The 16,123-nt window shown below is 70.5% G+C and carries 16 protein-coding genes, 1 tRNA gene and 1 other RNA gene; 3 read left to right on the forward strand and 15 right to left on the reverse strand.

All coding sequences use genetic code 11. The annotated features are described in order from the left end of the window. Window positions 1-91: 91 nt before the first annotated feature. Together ACIQPQ_RS21190 and ffs are read right to left on the reverse strand one after the other, a co-directional pair. Window positions 92-2,470 carry a DNA polymerase III subunit gamma and tau gene (locus ACIQPQ_RS21190; protein WP_401305919.1) on the reverse strand — a complete coding sequence of 793 codons (2,379 nt, stop codon included), beginning with the start codon at window positions 2,468-2,470 and terminating at the stop codon, window positions 92-94. An 89-nt stretch (window positions 2,471-2,559) separates the two neighbouring features. Next, window positions 2,560-2,656: signal recognition particle sRNA small type (gene ffs, locus ACIQPQ_RS21195), an RNA gene on the reverse strand. Window positions 2,657-2,729: 73 nt separating this feature from the next. Here ffs and ACIQPQ_RS21200 point away from each other — a divergent pair. Continuing rightward, a tRNA-Ser gene (locus ACIQPQ_RS21200) sits at window positions 2,730-2,817 on the forward strand. A 64-nt stretch (window positions 2,818-2,881) separates the two neighbouring features. Here the strand turns inward: ACIQPQ_RS21200 and ACIQPQ_RS21205 are convergent. The 13 genes from ACIQPQ_RS21205 to ACIQPQ_RS21265 all read right to left on the reverse strand — a co-directional run bounded on the left by ACIQPQ_RS21205 (window position 2,882) and on the right by ACIQPQ_RS21265 (window position 13,868). Next, window positions 2,882-4,162, reverse strand: a complete 1,281-nt coding sequence (locus ACIQPQ_RS21205; RefSeq protein ID WP_401305921.1) for a tyrosine-type recombinase/integrase — start codon at window positions 4,160-4,162, stop codon at window positions 2,882-2,884. Between the two features lie 83 nt (window positions 4,163-4,245). Then, window positions 4,246-4,473 (reverse strand): excisionase family DNA-binding protein, encoded by a 228-nt coding sequence (locus tag ACIQPQ_RS21210; RefSeq protein ID WP_354597394.1) that lies wholly within the window; start codon window positions 4,471-4,473, stop codon window positions 4,246-4,248. Window positions 4,474-4,815: 342 nt separating this feature from the next. After that, complete coding sequence (locus tag ACIQPQ_RS21215) at window positions 4,816-6,378, reverse strand: YfjI family protein (RefSeq protein WP_401305923.1); 1,563 nt, start codon at window positions 6,376-6,378, stop codon at window positions 4,816-4,818. A gap of 313 nt (window positions 6,379-6,691) precedes the next feature. Continuing rightward, on the reverse strand, window positions 6,692-7,567 hold the full coding sequence (locus tag ACIQPQ_RS21220) for a bifunctional DNA primase/polymerase (protein ID WP_401305925.1): 876 nt from the start codon (window positions 7,565-7,567) through the stop codon (window positions 6,692-6,694). Between the two features lie 149 nt (window positions 7,568-7,716). Continuing rightward, entirely contained in the window at window positions 7,717-8,004 is a 288-nt protein-coding gene (locus tag ACIQPQ_RS21225; RefSeq protein WP_401305926.1) for a hypothetical protein, read from the reverse strand. Between the two features lie 18 nt (window positions 8,005-8,022). Continuing rightward, window positions 8,023-8,490 carry a hypothetical protein gene (locus tag ACIQPQ_RS21230; protein ID WP_401305927.1) on the reverse strand — a complete coding sequence of 156 codons (468 nt, stop codon included), beginning with the start codon at window positions 8,488-8,490 and terminating at the stop codon, window positions 8,023-8,025. A gap of 21 nt (window positions 8,491-8,511) precedes the next feature. Further along, window positions 8,512-8,706 carry a hypothetical protein gene (locus ACIQPQ_RS21235; protein ID WP_401305929.1) on the reverse strand — a complete coding sequence of 65 codons (195 nt, stop codon included), beginning with the start codon at window positions 8,704-8,706 and terminating at the stop codon, window positions 8,512-8,514. A gap of 16 nt (window positions 8,707-8,722) precedes the next feature. Beyond that, complete coding sequence (locus tag ACIQPQ_RS21240; protein ID WP_401305930.1) at window positions 8,723-8,974, reverse strand: hypothetical protein; 252 nt, start codon at window positions 8,972-8,974, stop codon at window positions 8,723-8,725. Between the two features lie 142 nt (window positions 8,975-9,116). Then, window positions 9,117-11,342 carry a cell division protein FtsK gene (locus tag ACIQPQ_RS21245; protein WP_401305932.1) on the reverse strand — a complete coding sequence of 742 codons (2,226 nt, stop codon included), beginning with the start codon at window positions 11,340-11,342 and terminating at the stop codon, window positions 9,117-9,119. Window positions 11,343-11,510: 168 nt separating this feature from the next. Then, window positions 11,511-11,852: an RRQRL motif-containing zinc-binding protein gene (locus tag ACIQPQ_RS21250; RefSeq protein ID WP_401305934.1), complete on the reverse strand. Its 342-nt coding sequence runs from the start codon at window positions 11,850-11,852 to the stop codon at window positions 11,511-11,513. Next, window positions 11,849-12,466 (reverse strand): GGDEF domain-containing protein, encoded by a 618-nt coding sequence (locus ACIQPQ_RS21255; RefSeq protein WP_401305935.1) that lies wholly within the window; start codon window positions 12,464-12,466, stop codon window positions 11,849-11,851. Before ACIQPQ_RS21255 ends, ACIQPQ_RS21250 begins: the two co-directional genes overlap by 4 nt. Next, entirely contained in the window at window positions 12,463-13,581 is a 1,119-nt protein-coding gene (locus tag ACIQPQ_RS21260; RefSeq protein WP_401305937.1) for a conjugal transfer protein, read from the reverse strand. Before ACIQPQ_RS21260 ends, ACIQPQ_RS21255 begins: the two co-directional genes overlap by 4 nt. Next, on the reverse strand, window positions 13,578-13,868 hold the full coding sequence (locus ACIQPQ_RS21265; protein ID WP_401306445.1) for a hypothetical protein: 291 nt from the start codon (window positions 13,866-13,868) through the stop codon (window positions 13,578-13,580). The genes ACIQPQ_RS21260 and ACIQPQ_RS21265 overlap by 4 nt, the downstream gene beginning before the upstream one ends. Window positions 13,869-14,298: 430 nt before the next feature. Here ACIQPQ_RS21265 and ACIQPQ_RS21270 point away from each other — a divergent pair, with 430 nt between their 5' ends. Further along, a complete protein-coding gene (locus tag ACIQPQ_RS21270; protein WP_401305939.1) occupies window positions 14,299-14,634 on the forward strand; it encodes a winged helix-turn-helix domain-containing protein in 336 nt (111 codons plus the stop codon). A 158-nt stretch (window positions 14,635-14,792) separates the two neighbouring features. Next, window positions 14,793-16,040 carry an XRE family transcriptional regulator gene (locus ACIQPQ_RS21275; protein WP_401305941.1) on the forward strand — a complete coding sequence of 416 codons (1,248 nt, stop codon included), beginning with the start codon at window positions 14,793-14,795 and terminating at the stop codon, window positions 16,038-16,040. The last annotated feature ends 83 nt before the right edge of the window (window positions 16,041-16,123 follow it).

The following is a 16,123-nucleotide window of genomic DNA, read 5'->3' on the forward strand; positions in this document are numbered from 1 at the left end:
CAACAACGGCCCCATCACCGCCCAGGCAGCGTCAGAAATCTCCCCATCCCTCACAACCAGACCAACGATCCGATGATCGGAAAGACACTCCCTAGTCGTTGGTGAACTCGTCCACGACCGTCGCGCCGAGTTCGCGGACGATGAGGTCGTAGCCGGAGAGGGCCGTCTCGTTGAGGTCGGGGTCGTCGTCCTCGGGGATGTCGTCCTCGGGGGCGACGTGCTCCGGGGCGGGCGCGCGGTGCTGCGGCGCCGGGGCGGAGGGGGACGCGGCGGGACCGGGCGCGGAGTGGTTCTGCGGTGCGGCGGGGGCGGGGGCGCGTACGGGAGCGGGGGCGGCCGCCTGCGGGGCCGGGCTGCTGGCGCCGGGGGCGTTGCCGTAGCCGCCTGGGGCGCTGTAGCCGCCCGCGGGGCCGGGAGCACCGTAGCCACCGCCGCCACCACTGCCACCGCCGAAGCCGGACGGGCCGGGCGGGGCGGGGGGACCGCCGAAGCCGCCGTGGGCGGGGGGCGCGGAACCGCCGGAGGGGTCGATGACGGCGTCGATCTTCCACTGCACGCCGAACTGCTCGGCGAGCGCCTGCCGCAGGACGTCCTCGCTGCCGCTGCTGTTGAAGTTGTCGCGGGCGCCGGAGTTGACGAAACCGATCTGGAGGGTGGTGCCGTCGAACCCCGCGACCTGGGCGTTCTGGCTGAGCAGGATCCAGGTGAAGCGGCGGCGGTTCTTCACCGCCTCCAGGATGTTGGGCCAGAGCGAGCGGGGGTCGGGGCCCCCGGCCGGCGGTGCGTACGCGCCGGGGGCCGGGGCGGCGGACGGGCCGGGGGCACCGCCCGCGGCGGGTGCCGCAGCCGGGGCCGCCTGGGGGCGGGGGCCGCTCCCCGCGGGCGTGGCGGTGGGCCAGCCACCGGGCCGACGCCCACTCCCCACGGCGGTGGCGGCGGGCCATGCACCGGGAGCGGAGGCGGCGGGGGCGGGGTCCGCCTGGGGCTGCGGAGCCGGGGCAGCGGGGGGAGCCGGGGCTGCGGGAGCCTCGACGGGAGCGGGCGTGGGCGTGGGAGCGGGCGTCGGGGCGGGAGCGGGCGTCGGAGCGGCCGCGGGAGGCACCGCGGGCTGGGCGGCGCCGGGCCCACGGACAGCGGCACGGGCGGCAGCGGCGCCACCCCCCGGCGGAATGACGGGCTCGGGACCACCGGCGACGGCAGCCGCATGAGCATGCCCCGCACCATGACCGTGCCCACCGGTATCAGCGCCCCCTCCCTCTGGTACGTACGCCATGGCGGGCATCCCGGCGGCGGGCGGACCGGCGGTGAAGTTGACGCCGCGTTCGACGCGGTCGAGGCGGGCCATGAGGGAGCGCTCGTCGCCGTAGGCCGCGGGGAGCAGCACGCGGGCGCAGATCAGCTCCAGCTGGAGGCGGGGCGAGGTGGCGCCGCGCATCTCGGTGAGGCCCGCGTTGACGAGGTCGGCGGCGCGGCTCAGCTCGGCGGCGCCGAAGACCCCGGCCTGGGCCTGCATCCGGTCGAGGACGTCGGCGGGGGCGTCGATCAGTCCCTTCTCGGCGGCGTCGGGGACGGCGGCGAGGATGACGAGGTCGCGGAGCCGCTCCAGCAGGTCGGCGACGAAGCGGCGCGGGTCGTTGCCGCCCTCGATGATGCGGTCGACGACCTCGAAGGCGGCGGCGCCGTCACCGGTGGCGAACGCCTCGACGACGGAGTCGAGGAGCGAGCCGTCCGTGTACCCGAGGAGGGAGGTGGCCATGGCATACGTCACACCGGCCTCGGTCGCGCCCGCGAGGAGCTGGTCCATGACGGACATGGAGTCACGGACGGACCCGGCGCCGGACCGCACGACGAGCGGAAGCACGCCGTCCTCGACGGGGATGGCCTCCTTGGCGCACACCTGCCCCAGGTACTCCCGCAGCGTCCCCGGCGGGACGAGCCGGAACGGGTAGTGGTGGGTACGCGACCGGATCGTCCCGATGACTTTCTCGGGCTCGGTGGTGGCGAAGATGAACTTGAGGTGCTCCGGAGGCTCCTCAACGACCTTGAGCAGCGCGTTGAAGCCGGCCGACGTGACCATGTGGGCCTCGTCGATGATGTAGATCTTGTAGCGGCTGCGGGCGGGCCCGAAGAAGGCCTTCTCCCGCAGGTCACGGGCGTCGTCCACGCCTCCGTGGGACGCGGCGTCGATCTCGATGACGTCGATGGAACCCGGCCCGTTGCGCGCGAGGTCCTGACAGGAGTCGCACTCCCCGCACGGGGTGGGCGTGGGCCCCTGCTCGCAGTTCAGGCAGCGGGCGAGAATCCGGGCACTGGTCGTCTTGCCGCAGCCGCGCGGACCGCTGAACAGGTACGCGTGATTGACCCGGTTGTTCCGCAGCGCCTGCTGCAACGGGTCGGTGACATGCTCCTGCCCGATGACCTCGGCGAACGACTCCGGGCGATAACGGCGGTACAGCGCGAGAGACGACACGCATACGAGGTTATAGGCGCCCACCGACAAGCGGTCCCGCCGAGCAGGGGGGCCGGGGCGGCTGAGACGCAGCGTACGCCGGCCGGGTACGCAGACGCCCCCCACGCACCCGCCAGAGCCGACCTACCCTTGCTGCCTTCCGGCCCTGGGGGAGTTCAGTCAGATAGCGCCGCGTGAGGGGCTGCGCCACAGGTTACCCGATGCCAGGGGCAGTCAACGAGTTCGCGAGCACCTCTCTCGGTCATGTAATGTTCCGAGCGGAGGATTCGCCTAGAGGCCTAGGGCGCACGCTTGGAAAGCGTGTTGGGGGCAACCCCTCACGAGTTCGAATCTCGTATCCTCCGCCATTGCTCTCACCGGGCAATACGTCGAAGGGCCCCACCTCAGGGTGGGGCCCTTCGACGTTGTCCTCTAGACCCCGTTGTTCTGTTCTTTGTCCACGGGCGCCGTTTCCGGGGGTCCCCAGATGGCATCGGCGATCTTCCGGGCGACGTCCTTGAGCATGGCGTCCGGCACGTGGAGGTACCGGGCCCGCATGCTCACCGATGTCCCCGGCTCCCACCCCATGATCTGATCAATGACGCGGTCCGGGACGCCCAGCAGCATAAGGACGGTGGCGGCCGTGTGCCGGGCGTCGTGCAGCCGGGCGTTACGGACCCCTGCGTCACCCAGCAGCCGCTTCCAGTCGTGATAGTCCGTGTTCGGGCTCAGCGGGCCGCCCAGCGGCTTGGTGAACACGTAGTCCGACTCGACCCATAGGTCACCGGCCGCACTACGGTCGCGCTGCTGCCTCTCGGCATGGGCCCGAAGCATGGCCACCAGCGGGCCCGGCAGCGGTACGGCTCGGCGACCCGCACGGGACTTGGTGTTCTTGGTCTCGCGCCGGATCTGCTCCTTCTTCGGGCAGTACCCCGGCTTCCGGCCGCAGGGGGATGCTTCCGAGCATCCATGCTTGTACCTGGGGCGCAGACGGTTCCGCCGCAGCTTCAAGTACTCGTTGGCGAGGTCGACGTCAGACCAGCGCAGTCCGAGCGTCTCGCCCTGCCTCAGTCCGAGCGCCAATGCCAGCATCCAACGGGCGCTGTTCCGCCGCTTGTTGGCTTCGAGCAACAGACACTGGACCTCTTCCACCGAGTAGGGCTCAACCTCTTCCTCGGCCTCTTCCATCCGGGGCGGTTTCGCCAACTCGGCCGCATTCTTCGCCGCGTAGCCGCGCCGTACCGCCTCCCCCAACGAGGTTCGGGCGGTGCGGTGAACCTGGTGAGCCGTACCGGCCTTGCGCTCCCCGTTCGCCTGCATGCGGCGGTACAGACTTTCTAGGTGCTCGGGCTGCAAGCGATCAAGGCGGTGCTTGCCGATGCCGGGTACGAGGTGCACACGAACGGCCACCTCGTACCCGTCATACGTGTTCTCGCTGACGACCGGCTTGGAGATGTTCTCAACCCAGTGCTGAAGCCACTTCTCAACCGTCCACAGCTTCCCCGGCTGTTGAGCGGTTCCCTGGTCACGCTGCTTCTCCAGCCGCTTGACCTCATCCTTCAAAGCGTCTTCCGAGGGGCGGGTGATGTGCCTGCGGTAGGGCTCTCCGTTGTCCTTGTAGCCCATCGGCACACGGGCGTGCCAACGACCGTCCTTGCCGAAGTAGATGGAGGTTTCGCCGTTGGCGACACGGCGCTTCTTCTTCTCTGCCACAGGCAGGCTCCTGTTTCGTGGTGTCGGGATGGAGTCGGGGCGGTGGGCTGTCCTGTCCGGGAGTGCCACCGCCCCGGGCGTCGTCAAGCGGCTCGTTTGGCCGCGCGTCGGCGGGCGACGTATTCGGCGGGCGCGTCGGCGGGGACACGGCGGAGACGGCCGACGTCGATGGATTCCAGCTCTCCGGTGCGGATGAGCGCGAAGCACGTGGTGCGGCCGATGCGGAGACGGCGGGCGGCCTCTTCGACGGTGAGGAGAACGAGGGTCGGGTCTTCGGAAGCGGCGAGGCGGGGGGTGGTGGGTTCGTCCACAGCTCACTCCTGTACGGCTGAGTTCATGGCCAGATGCCGCCGCACAAACCGCAAAATCCGCAGAAAAGCCGAGGGAGGTCGTTGACCTGCGGTGATGCGGCGTGCGAGCGGGGGCGGACGGGCCTCCGCAGAAACCCGCGATATTCCGCAAAAATCAGGGGCGGCTGTCGGCAGACCCCAGGCGGAGGGATGGCGCTCGGTTTTTTGCGGAATATCGTGGGATTGTGCGACGCGGTCCCCAGCCGGGATGGGTCGAGGGCCGCGTCGCAGGTCAGCGTGGGTGTCCGGGGTTTATCGCGGATTTTGCGGTTTGTGCGGGAGGGGTTGTGCGCGCGGACCGCGTCACCGGCCGCCCTGCCGCAGGGCGGGGTGGGCCAAGAGGCGGGGCGCCGGGGGGCGTCCGCGCTTGCCGGTGCGCTCGGGTTGGTAGGACCGCAGGTATCCGTGGTCTTCCAGCAGCGCGAGGGCGGGTTCCAGGTCGGCGATGGTAGGGACCTCGCTGCGGGACAGGACGGTGAAGACGTCCCGCCGGCTGACGTCCTCCCATCCGTTGTCCCTCAGCGCTTCCAGCACGCTACGGGCGCGGGATAGGACCGGGTCGGCGCCCATGACGTCGAAGACGGCGAGGGCATGGGCGGTGTAGTACTCCCCCAGCTCGATGGCTGCGCGCATGGTGTCTTCGGTGACCGGGTGGGCGTAGCCGTTGCCGCCGTGTTCTGCGAGGTGCAGCAGCGCAGCCATGCGGGCGGTCGCCCCGGCAAGCTTTCCGGCCCAGTTGGAGATGTGGCCCAGCTTGCCGCCGCGTGCCTTGAGCTGCGGTTCGATGCGCCTCTGATAGGCGATCAGGGCCGCGTCGGCTTCCGGGGTGAGCTGGATGACGGCCGGGTCGGTCCACTCCGCCAGGGACAGGGCGAGGTCGATGACCCGGGCGGTGTAGGCGGCGGCCGTCTCTTCCGGTACCGGGTCGGTGATGATCTCGCGGTCACCGACCGTGGACACCGGCAGGGAGTACAGGAAGCGGGCCAGCAGTCCGCGCCCCTCGAACCCCTTCACCTTTCCGATGTCCCGCAGCACGTCCGGCTGTACGGCGAGGCCGATGGTGAGGGCGGGGGCGTCGATGTACTCGCGGCGGGTCTGCCGGTTGACCCTCAGCCGGTCCCCGGCGTGCCCTTTCAGGAAGACTTCCATGTTGGGGGTCCCGGAGTAGCGTCCGGCGATGATGTCGAAGATGCCGCCCTCCGCGCTCATCACCGATAGCCGACCGCCTTGTTCGGCCATGAGTGAGGTGACCGTCTCGGGTGTCGAGTCGTCCGCCAGCAGCACCGGTTCGGCCGGGACGGTGAGTGTGTTGGCGGTCTGCGCGAGGCCCACAGCGGTGGCCACCATCTGGTCGCGTTTGTCGCTGTCGGCGGACGCGGCCTTGGCGGCGGACTTGTCCGCGGCTTCCTTGGCCAAACGCGCCGTCAGCTCCGCTTCCACGATCACCGGCTGCATCGCGGTCTTGAGCTGTTTTTCCGCCTCGTAGACGGGGTTGGTGAGCAGGGCGAATACGGCGGACTTGCGGTTGGCGGGCGGGAGCGCGACCACGGTGTAGAGGTTGGTGGGCTCACGCCAGTTGCCGCGTACGTGGACCACGGACCGGCCGCCGGCCGCCGTGGCGAGCACGGCGAGGGCGATCGATCCGGCGAGGTCCACCGGGGTCTGCGTCTCTTCCGCGACGGCCGTCACGAACTCCCCCAACCAGGTGGGGAGGACGTGGGCGGGGAACGTCGGACGCTCCCTGCGGCCGGTGAGGGGAATGGGGGCCTCCCACACGTCCGGTGCCGCGTCGTCCTCGCCGGGCGGTTCGTCCAGGGTGGGCAGTCCGGCCCACAGGTCCTGGCTGTCCACACGCTCTGGAGTCATGAGGCCGCCCTCCCTTCGGCGGTGGTGTGGGGGCAGACGCCGACGCGGACACGGGCGGTCAGCCTGATGACGGCGGCACGGCCCCGGGCGCGTTCGTGGTGCCCGCAGGCACAGAGCCAGTCCGCGACGGGGATGCCCTCGCACTGGATCTGAAGCCCCGGGGTGATGCCGGTGACGGTAACCGTCTGCGGGCCAGAAGCAACGACAGAAAGGACGCCCTTGCGGGCGGCGACCTTCGGTTCGCCCACGCGCCGCCGTGGCGGACCCTGCACGGCGTACTGAAGGCCGTTCGCGGGGGTACGGGCTGCTTTGTTCATACTGCGCGCTCCACAGCCGTCTCAAGGCCGTTGGCGACCGCGCGGCCGGCGTAGGACTCCGGGACGCCCACGGAGACCGCGGCCGTCACGATCTCCTCGCCGATCGCGGCGAGGCCGCACGGTCCGGGACAGGCGGTGTGTTGGGCGGCGAGGAACCGGGCGACACCGAACGCCTGTGATCCGGCGCCGGATTCGGCGCGGGCCCGTACGAGGGCGAGGCCGCGTTCCAGGCCGGTGCGGACGTAGCGCTCGGTGTGGCGACACCCGGTGGCCACCTCCCGCGACCACGTGGCGCGGTCAGGGAGAGAAGATGCCACCTCCCCCCGGGAGGGGGTGGTGTCTTCCTTCACCAGGAGCGCCCGCACGGCCGCCGGGAGCACGGCCATGCGGCCGGTTCCGGGTCCGAGCCAACGGGTGTACTGCATCAGGGACTTGATGTCGACGCCCGGCCGTACCGCGTTCGATGACGGCATGGCGCCCTGGTACAGCCAGTGCTCGCCCCGCGTCGTCGGCACCGTGCGGGTGGCGGGCAGGTTCTCACGGGCCCACGCGACGGCCGCCGCGTTGTCCAGGTCGACCACGGTCAGCCCCGCCCCGCCCGGGTGGTAGGCGACGGCCACCGCCTCACGCCACGCCGACGCCCACAGGGGCGAGGTGAGGGTGTGGGGGTCGGTGGTCGCGGCGGCCCACGCGTGGCACGGCGCCGGGCACTGGCAGGGGCCCGCGCTCTTCATGACCGGCCGCCCGCCGCACCGGGGCGGGGTGCCCTCGCAGGTGCGGCAGTTGCCGAACGGGACCTTGCCCGCCCGCAGGGGCAGGACCGGGACCCCAGCCGCCGCGAGGGCGAGGGCGGCCCGCAGAACTTCGGGCACTCGCCCGGATCGGGTGGCAGGGGCCGAAGGGCCCTCGCCGAAAACACGCGGTTGGGTCATGCTGTAGGTCTCCTGTTCTGCAACGTCGGGATCGGAGACCGTGGGCGGCGGGCTGTCCTGTCCGGGAGTGCCGCCGCCCACGGGCAGAGCTAGAAGGGCGGTTCGTCGCTGTAGCCGCCGGGCCCCCACGGGTCACGGCCGCTGTGCCGACGACGCAGCCACCGGGGCAGGCTCAGGAGCGGCAGCAGAACCATGCCCCACTCCGTCCAGCAGGGGCAGGGCTCCCACTCGGTACCGGCGTACTCGCCGGTGTGGTCGCCGTAGTCGTGCGGGATGCTGCCTACGCCGTCGCAGTCACGGCAGTCCGGGCGGGGCGTGTCGGTCAGGATCAGGGCGTTACGAGGCAGCGCGGTGCGCTGGATACGCAGTCGGATCACGGGTGTTGGACTCCGCTGTCAGCCGTAGAATTTGTTCCGCTTGATCACGGCCTTGCGGATGTTGACCGTCGTCCCGCCGCCGTGGCCAATCGCGCTGAATACCTGCACGGCGATCCAGCCGCCGAAGATGACGGCGACGAGGATGACGAGTTGGGCGACCAGGGCGGTCAGGGCGGTGATGAACGCGGTGAGCATGAGCAGTCCGCTGCACACCGCGAGGAACCCCACGCCCCCGAGCGCGATGTTCACCGCTGCCCGGGAGACGGCCGGCTTGACGGCGACCGGTTCGGGCTTGGCGGGCTCGATGGCGTAGCCGGTGACGACGCGGCCGTCGGGCAGGACGACGCTCGCCACGGCCGGGATGGTGCTCGGCTGCACGGGCATGAGCGGGGCGGTGTGGGCGGGGACGATCGGGGTGGGGGTGTGGACTTCCACGGCCGCCGTCTCGTGTCCGGTCGGACGGCCGTACGTGGTGGGTTCGTTCATGGTGCTGGTCTCCCTTTCGGGTCAGCGGCCGACGCCGGGCGTGGCGTCGGTGAAGGCGGTGACGAGCTGGTTGATGGTGTCGGCCGCGTCGGTGTGGGCGAGGTAGAAGCCGAAGAGCGCGACGGCCACGGCCGCTCCGGCGCCGACGGCCTTGAACCGCAGCAGCAGCACGACGACGACGGCGAGCAGCAGAACGAGCGGGATGGTGAGGGTCACGGGATCTCCGGGAGGGTCAGCGGGTGCCGGCGCGGTAGGTGCGCGCGGCGCGGTTGTAGATCCAGCGGCCGACGCGTATGCGCTTGCCGGTGGCGTCGCAGCGTCGGCAGTCCTTGCCGCGCCGCGACTTGCCCTTGCGGTCGGTCTTGAAGCCGTGACCCATGCCGTCGCACCTGCGGCAGTCCCCGAACGGGCTCAGCCAGCACTTGACGATGTAACTTAGAGTGACGGCAAGCAGGAAGGCGGTAGCGAGCGCTGCAAGGCTCATCAGGGGCCTCTCAGAGGGATTGAAGGGGGGTCTCCGCAGGTCGGCTGCTACGTGCTAGCGACCTGATCAGAGCTGGTTTGGGTCGCTAGCAGGGTTGCTACCGGTAGCGACGTCCGCCGCTACCGGTAGCAGGCTGGGGGACCTATCCGGCGTCCCGCTTCTGGTTGCGCTGTGTAATCGCGGTGGCGATGTCGTCGCGCTTGATGCCGCGCTTGTTGACCTGTTCGCCGTCGATGCGTCGGCTGATCTGCACGGTGCCGACGCCGTGCGGCTTGAGCGCTGCGGTGAGTGCTTCCGCCTTGGGCTTGGCCTCCAGCTCCGCCCACGGGCCGTAGACGTCGGGGCGCAGGTCGGCGAGGCGGTCCACGACCGTTTCGGACCACACCTTGGCCTCGCCATTGCCGAGCACGGCCGCAACGTCGTCCAGGATCGTCGCGGACGTCTCCGCCGTCGGGACCTCTCCGACCGCGTCACCCGACAGCGTGCCCTCCGCCTCGCGCAGGGCTGCGGCGCGGGTCAGGATGCGGTCGGCGTCGCGGCCGTCGGCGAGGTAGGTCCGCACGATCCCGGAGTCGTCGGACATGCCCTTGAGCAGACCGACACCCTTGTGGGACTTCAGCAGCTTGGACGCGTCCAGCCCTTCCGAGTACGAGCCCGCACCGAGGATGGTGTCCGACACCTGGTAGGCGCCGACCCGCAGGGCGAACCGGGCCTGATGCTGGTCACGCAGCTCCGAGGGGCACGCCTTGTCGTCCGGCTTCTGCGTCGCCGTCATCACCGAGACACCGACCGCGGGGGCGACCCGGGCGAGGTAGACCATCAGGGACAGGATCTCTTTGCCGTGCTCGGGGTGGGTCAGGTACTCCTGCACCTCGTCCACCACGAACAGCGTCAGGGGCATGTTCAGCTTCTTGTCCCGGCTGATCTCCGGGGTGAGCTTGCCCTCGGGGCAGACGTGCAGCGGCAGTTCGGACAGCCGGTGGTACCGGTCTTCGACGTCCGCCTTGAGTTCCCGCAGCGAGGTCAGCAGGTGCTGAACCGGGTCCACCCCGTTCTTCGGCACGATGCCGAACCCGATGCGGTGGGCGACCTTGGCGAACGTGCGCCAGTCCGGCGACGCCTTCCCGTCGAACACGTACAGGCGCACGTACGGGTCCAGCGCGGCGGCGAGCGCGATCGTGCGGGCGGAGAACGTCTTGCCCTGACGCGGCACGGCGCCCACCAGCAGCGACAGCCACAGCATGGTGCCCATGACCGGGTTGCCGCGCTCGTCCACGCCCCACGGGAACGGCTTCCAGAAGTCCACCCGCGTCGCCCCCAGTAGCGGCGACTTGCCCGACGGCACGGCGAGCGGGTCACGGTCGGCGATCCAGTACGACACCCGCCGCCCGCTCGTCTCGTCCTTGTCGAGGAAGAGCTGAGTGGGGGCGATGTCCATACCGGACGCGAGACGGGCGTGAGCCTTCATCGCGTCCTCGAACGTCTTGCCATAGGGCAGGTCGACCACCACGCGCCACCCGTCGCCGTCCCGTCCGATCGGGCGGGGGAAGGCGATCGTCTGGTCCTTGGTGGTCAGCCCGGACGCGTCGTGTGCGCGGATGACGATGTCGGAGGACAGCTTGCGCTTGCGGAACGTCACCTTGGCCAGGTCGATCAGCGGCCGGTCCGCCGGAGCTCCCGCCACACCGAGGGTGGTGGTCAGGGCGGCCATGGCCAGCACAAGCAGCCACGACGGCGCCATGACGTACAGGGTCAGCGCGGCAGCCAGACCAGCGAACCCGGCGACCGTCGCCATGATCCCCCGCAGCCTGACGCGGTCATTGCGCTGACGCGACAGCTTCAGGTACTCCGCCGCGTCCTCGTTCGCCACGGCCGCCAGACGCAGCGCCTTGCCCTCCGCGTCGAACACCCACCGGCCGATGGCCGTCGACCATCGCCACGCGCCGCGCGGCGAGTACACACAGATCTTCGGCGTGTACACCAGCGGCAACCGGACCGCGTGGTAGCCAGCCACAGCCGAGTAGTGCCGAATCGCCCACTTGCGGACGGCCGTGCGCTGGTCAGGGAGCTTCACCCAGTCCGGCAGCACCGGCAAACGGGCCTTGTCCTTCGCCTCCATCCACTCCGCGGCCGAGGGCGGGTAGACCTCGCGCGGCGGGTCGACCGGCTCCCCATCGGTCAGACCGTCGGCCTCCGGGTCGTCGGTGTCGGGGAGTTCGGCCTCCCACTCCCCCGGCTTCACCACACCCTCGCCCGGGGCGACCGGGGCGGGGTCGGTCTTCTTCAGCGGGAACGGCACGATGGCGGCCGTCGGCTGTTCGGTGTCCTCCGGCCCCCCGGCGGGCGTGAACGGCGTCGTCTCGGTCACGATGTACCTACTCCTTCGGGAGTCGACGGGTCCGGCCGACTTGCTGTGGAAGGTCGGGCGGCCGGACCCAGGAATCAACTGTGAGGCAGCAAAGGAGCCGTAACTGGTATGGGTTCATACCAGCTACGGCAATAGCCTCACGCTCTGCATTCGCCACGCTGATGGCGGTCAGGCGACGCCCTGTTCCTCGGGGTAGGCGCAGGGCACGCACGATCCGAGCGTCGGCGGGATCACGTATCCGGCATCGCGCCTGCACTGCGGGCAGACACGGCGCGCGGCGTTCGCCTTGTCCAGCGCCGCCCACCTCGCCGCGGTCATCGGGCGGACCGGGCGGGCGAGGTCGACGCGGTACAGGTAGGCGACCAGCGGCGGGCGGCCCCGCCGCCGGGGGCGTTCGACCTGGGCGGCCACCTCCTGACCACCGGGTCGCAGGCCACGGGCCCTCAGTTGCCGGCGGGTGGCGTAGCCGTCCGGGGCCAAGTGCCACCGGAAGACCGGCAGCGCGCTCACGCCGCGCCGCGCCGTCCGGGACGGCGACCGGCCACCGCCCCCAGCAGCCGCCCGAGAGGGGCCCGGCGAGGACCCGACCGGCCGGACCGCTTGGCCGCGTACATGGCCTCATCAGCGCGACGCAGCAGCGCGGACAAGTCCTCGCCCGGGTGGTCAGCGGCCCGCACCCACCCGAGCGACACCGTGGTGTGCACGTCGGGCGCGGTGTCGACCGGCCGGGCCAGGACGCGGGCGAGGGTGTACAACCGGTCGGCGGCCGTACCGTCGCGATCGACGACCACGGCGGCGAACTCGTCCCCACCGAGCCGCCCCGCCACCCCGCCGGGGGTGGTGCCGTGGGCGAGGCGGGCGGCAACCGCGGCGAGCAGCACGTCACCGGCCGCGTGGCCGAAGCGGTCGTTGATCTGCTTGAAGTGGTCGACGTCCGCCAGCACGACCACGGCACGCGGGTCGCGCAGCAGACGGCGGGCCCGCCGGGTGAACGCGTCCCGCGTCCACAGCCCGGTGAGCGGGTCACGTCGGGCAGTGGTCAGCCGTCCATGCAGCCACCGGGCGTGTACCGCCCACCCGAGGGCGGGCGGCACGGCCGGTAAGAGCGCGGCGAGGGTGCTCACGGCGTCACCGCCGCAGTGGCGCGCTCGGCGAGCAGGGCGTCACGCAGCATGCGGGCGTTCGCCGGCGAGGTGCGCAGGGCCCGGCGGATGCCCTCCCCCGTCACCTCAGCGTCCGTCCATCCGGCCGCCGCCTTCCGCGCTTCCGTCATGAGCTGATCGGGAGTGCGGCGGGTGCGGGTCGACTTGGCGGCGACCGGGACACGGCCCGTCGCCCGACGCGCCACGGTCGACGCGGCCGGGACCGAGCGGGAGGGCGCCGGGGCGATCGGGACCGGCTTCACCGCCGGGGCGACGGTGGGCATCGGTTTCATGCCGCCGCCCGACTTGCCCAGGTCGACCGGCGCCGGATCGGGCACCGAAAGCCGCGTCAGGACGACCGTGGCCGGGGTCGATACCGGCAGGTCAGGGGTAGACCGTTCTCGACTACTTACAGACGATTGCTCCGCATTTGTGACCGGGAAGGAATCGAAGGCCGCAGCGCCGAACATCGAGGCCAGGGCCGCGTCCGCACCGTCGGTGATCCGGGTGCGCTGGACGTCCAACAGCCTCGATCCGAGCGCCGCGTCCCCGACCCCGACCTTGCGGGCGAGGCGCCATGACGCCCGATCGGACCGCTTCCGCACCCGGCTCACCGGGTGGTGTGCGGCACGGGCACGGTGGTAGGCGAGGGCCTGAACGATGTCGGCGGTGCGCTGTTCGTGTTCCGCGTCGCGGCCGTCGGTGTGCACGACGATCCGGCGGGCCAGGAACGCCATGCCCTCAGCCGAGACGGACATGCCCATCGGGGTCAGCGCGTAGACCACGGTACGACCCGGGTCCGGCGCGGCCATGGCGCCCATGACAGCGGCGGCGGCCGGCAGCGCCCACAGTCCGATCCGTACGACGCGGGGCGAGGACTGTCCCAGCATGGTCAGTCCCAGCAGGACCAGGGCGAGCACGGCCGTGGCGCCCTCGCCGGCACCGAGGGCACCGAGTGCGGTCCCCGTGCCGTAGGCGTGGCCGATGTTGCTGTAGGTACCGATGCCGCCGACCACGCCCGTGGCGAGCATCGGCACGAACGCGGCCGTCAGCACACCGATCTGAACCCTGGTCAGAGGCTTGCGGGTCTCGTTCACGCCGCTTCCCCCGTCCCCGCCCGCAGGCCACGAACGGACCGCAGGAACGGCACCGTGCGGGTCAGCGCGTCGGCGTACAGGGCGTCCCAACCGGCGATCTCGTCACCGGCCTCCGCCTCCGCCCGCAGGTCGGCGAGGACGTCACGGGCCGCGTCCTCACGGGCGGCCCGCTCGTCGTCCGTCTCGGACTCCAGCGGGCCCCGGAACAGGTCGACGTCGATACCGAGCGCCAGTTCGGCGAACTCGGTGTCGCCGTGCGCTTCCTGGCCGGCGACGAACATGCGCATACGCATGATGGATCTCTCCTTGGAACGTCGGGAATGGGTGATCCGGCGCGGCGGGCTGTCCTGTCCGGGAGTGCCGCCGCGTCCGGAGATGAGGGCCAACGCCGCGTCGCGGCGGGCCACGTGACCCCGGGCGGAAGTCGATTCCGCGCCCTCACGGCTGGATACCGGGGCCGACGGTCGTCACCCGGCCGCCACGGGGACGGGGGCAAGCCCCGTCGATCTCAAAACACTCTGTTGAGTTCTCAAGGAACTGGCGCTTCCTTCGTACTCACCCCCTCGGGCTTTCCTCCGGGCGCTGTCCATGCAGGTCAAGCGGCTTCCCCTTTGAGTCGGGGCGACCTCTTACTAACTAGCCTGCACTAGTCTGCTGTGGTTCACAACCCCTACAGGGTGATGCGCACTAGTTCGCTGTGGTGGGTACCCTCAAGGCATGACTGTCACAGGAGGGCCCAAGCCGAAGGCGGTGCAGGTCGCGGACGCGCTACGGGACGACATCAGGAAGATGAAGCCGGGGGAGAAGCTCCCCTCTCAGCGAGAGCTGATGGACCGCTTTGGCTATGCCAGCCAGACCATCCAGAACGGGCTAGCCGCACTGCGGACCGAGGGGTTGATCGTGTCGGCGGGGAACCTGGGCAACTTTGTCAGCGACGGGTCTACCCCGGGTGACGACGTACGCGACGACATCAAGGAAATCCGCTCCCAACTGAAGGCGTTGACCGAACGGCTCGAAGCGCTGGAAAGCCGCTCCGTACCGGGTGGCGCTTGATCTGCAACCAGCATGGGAGTAACGGAGTGTGTCAGGTAAGTGACAGCCAGGGGACGGCGGGAGGGGGGTGGGGACATGTCCAGTGACACCCCCCTGTCCCCTTCCCTGTCCCCCCTGCCCGCGCGCGAGACTCGGAGTAGGCACTCGGAGGAGGGCGCATGACTGACGACAGGCCCGCATGGGCGCGACGCATCGCTGCCGAACGGCAGGCGCGCGACTGGTCACAGCGTGACGCGGTCAGGGCTCTGCGTGCGCACGCACCCACGGAGCTGCCGGCAGAGGACAGCATGATTCGCCAGTGGAAGCGCTGGGAGTCCGGCCAGGCACCGAACGACTTCTATCAACCGATCATCGCGGCCGTGTTCGGCACGGTAACGCACGCCCTCTTCCCTGCGCCGTCCCGCAGAGATGGAGACAAGGAGATCCTGGCAGCGAGCGGCATGGAGACTCTGGAGATCGTGAGTCGCCTGAACCGGTCCGACGTCGACAGCGCGACGCTCGATGCTCTCCGGATCACCACGGACCGCCTTTGTTCCGAGTACCCGTTCATGCCGAGCGGTCAGCTCCTCATCGAGGGGCGGCAATGGCTTCGCCGCGTCGTTGACCTGACCGCGAGGAATCTCACGCTCGCCCAGCACCGCGAAGTGCTCGCCCTGTCGGGCTGGCTCGCCCTGCTGGTCGGCTGTGTCGAGTACGACACGGGAGACCGCCACGCGGCTGAGTCGACGCGCCGCGCCGCCCTGTCGCTCGCGACGGAGGCAGCCCACCCCGAGGTGGCGGGGTGGGCTCACGAAATGCGAGCGTGGTTCGCCCTCACGACCGGCGACTATCGAGGGGTCATCGCGGCAGCGCAGGCCGGGGCAGAGACCGCAGCACACCATGGCGTCGCCGTGCAGCTCGCTGGCCAGGAGGCCAAGGCATGGGCGCGGCTCGGGGACCGTCGGCAGGTTGAGGTGGCTCTCGACAAGGGACGTCGGATGTTGGAGGGGATGCCCTATCCCGAGAATCTGGACAACCATTTCGTCGTCGACCCTGCCAAGTTCGACTTCTACGCGATGGACTGCTACCGGCTGGTTGGGGAAGACCGACTTGCGCGAACACTCGCGGAAGAGGTTCTGCGGGCGGGAACGGACTTCGACGGCACGGAGCGGTCGCCCATGCGGAACGCTGAAGCGCGGGTAACCCTGGGGGTCACCGCAGCGCGAGAGGGCGACCTCGAAGAAGCCCTCATCCACGGCGAGCGCGCCCTACTGGGCGAGCGTCAGTCTGTCCCGTCCCTGATCATGACCAGTCGAGAACTCGCGGCCGTCATGAGGCAGCGCTACAGCACCGAACCGGCTGCACAGGACTACCTGAATCACCTGCAAGACCTGGGCCGGGAGAAGCCTGGGTTCCTCCCCTCCTGAGCTGCACAAACAGAAGACAGGCACGGCCTCACCGGGAGCCGCGCCTGTCTTGGTTTCCGTACTTCCCGTTTCGCTCAGCACCA

This window comes from Streptomyces sp. NPDC091281 (assembly GCF_044757425.1).
GTDB lineage: Bacteria > Actinomycetota > Actinomycetes > Streptomycetales > Streptomycetaceae > Streptomyces.

Coding starts and splice junctions, on each gene's coding strand:
- ACIQPQ_RS21215 (WP_401305923.1), bottom strand. CDS start 6,378: ATGACTCCAGAGCGTGTGGACAGCCAGGACCTGTGGGCCGGACTGCCC.
- ACIQPQ_RS21230 (WP_401305927.1), bottom strand. CDS start 8,490: ATGAACGAACCCACCACGTACGGCCGTCCGACCGGACACGAGACGGCG.
- ACIQPQ_RS21240 (WP_401305930.1), bottom strand. CDS start 8,974: ATGAGCCTTGCAGCGCTCGCTACCGCCTTCCTGCTTGCCGTCACTCTA.
- ACIQPQ_RS21265 (WP_401306445.1), bottom strand. CDS start 13,868: ATGCGCATGTTCGTCGCCGGCCAGGAAGCGCACGGCGACACCGAGTTC.
- ACIQPQ_RS21270 (WP_401305939.1), top strand. CDS start 14,299: ATGACTGTCACAGGAGGGCCCAAGCCGAAGGCGGTGCAGGTCGCGGAC.
- ACIQPQ_RS21275 (WP_401305941.1), top strand. CDS start 14,793: ATGACTGACGACAGGCCCGCATGGGCGCGACGCATCGCTGCCGAACGG.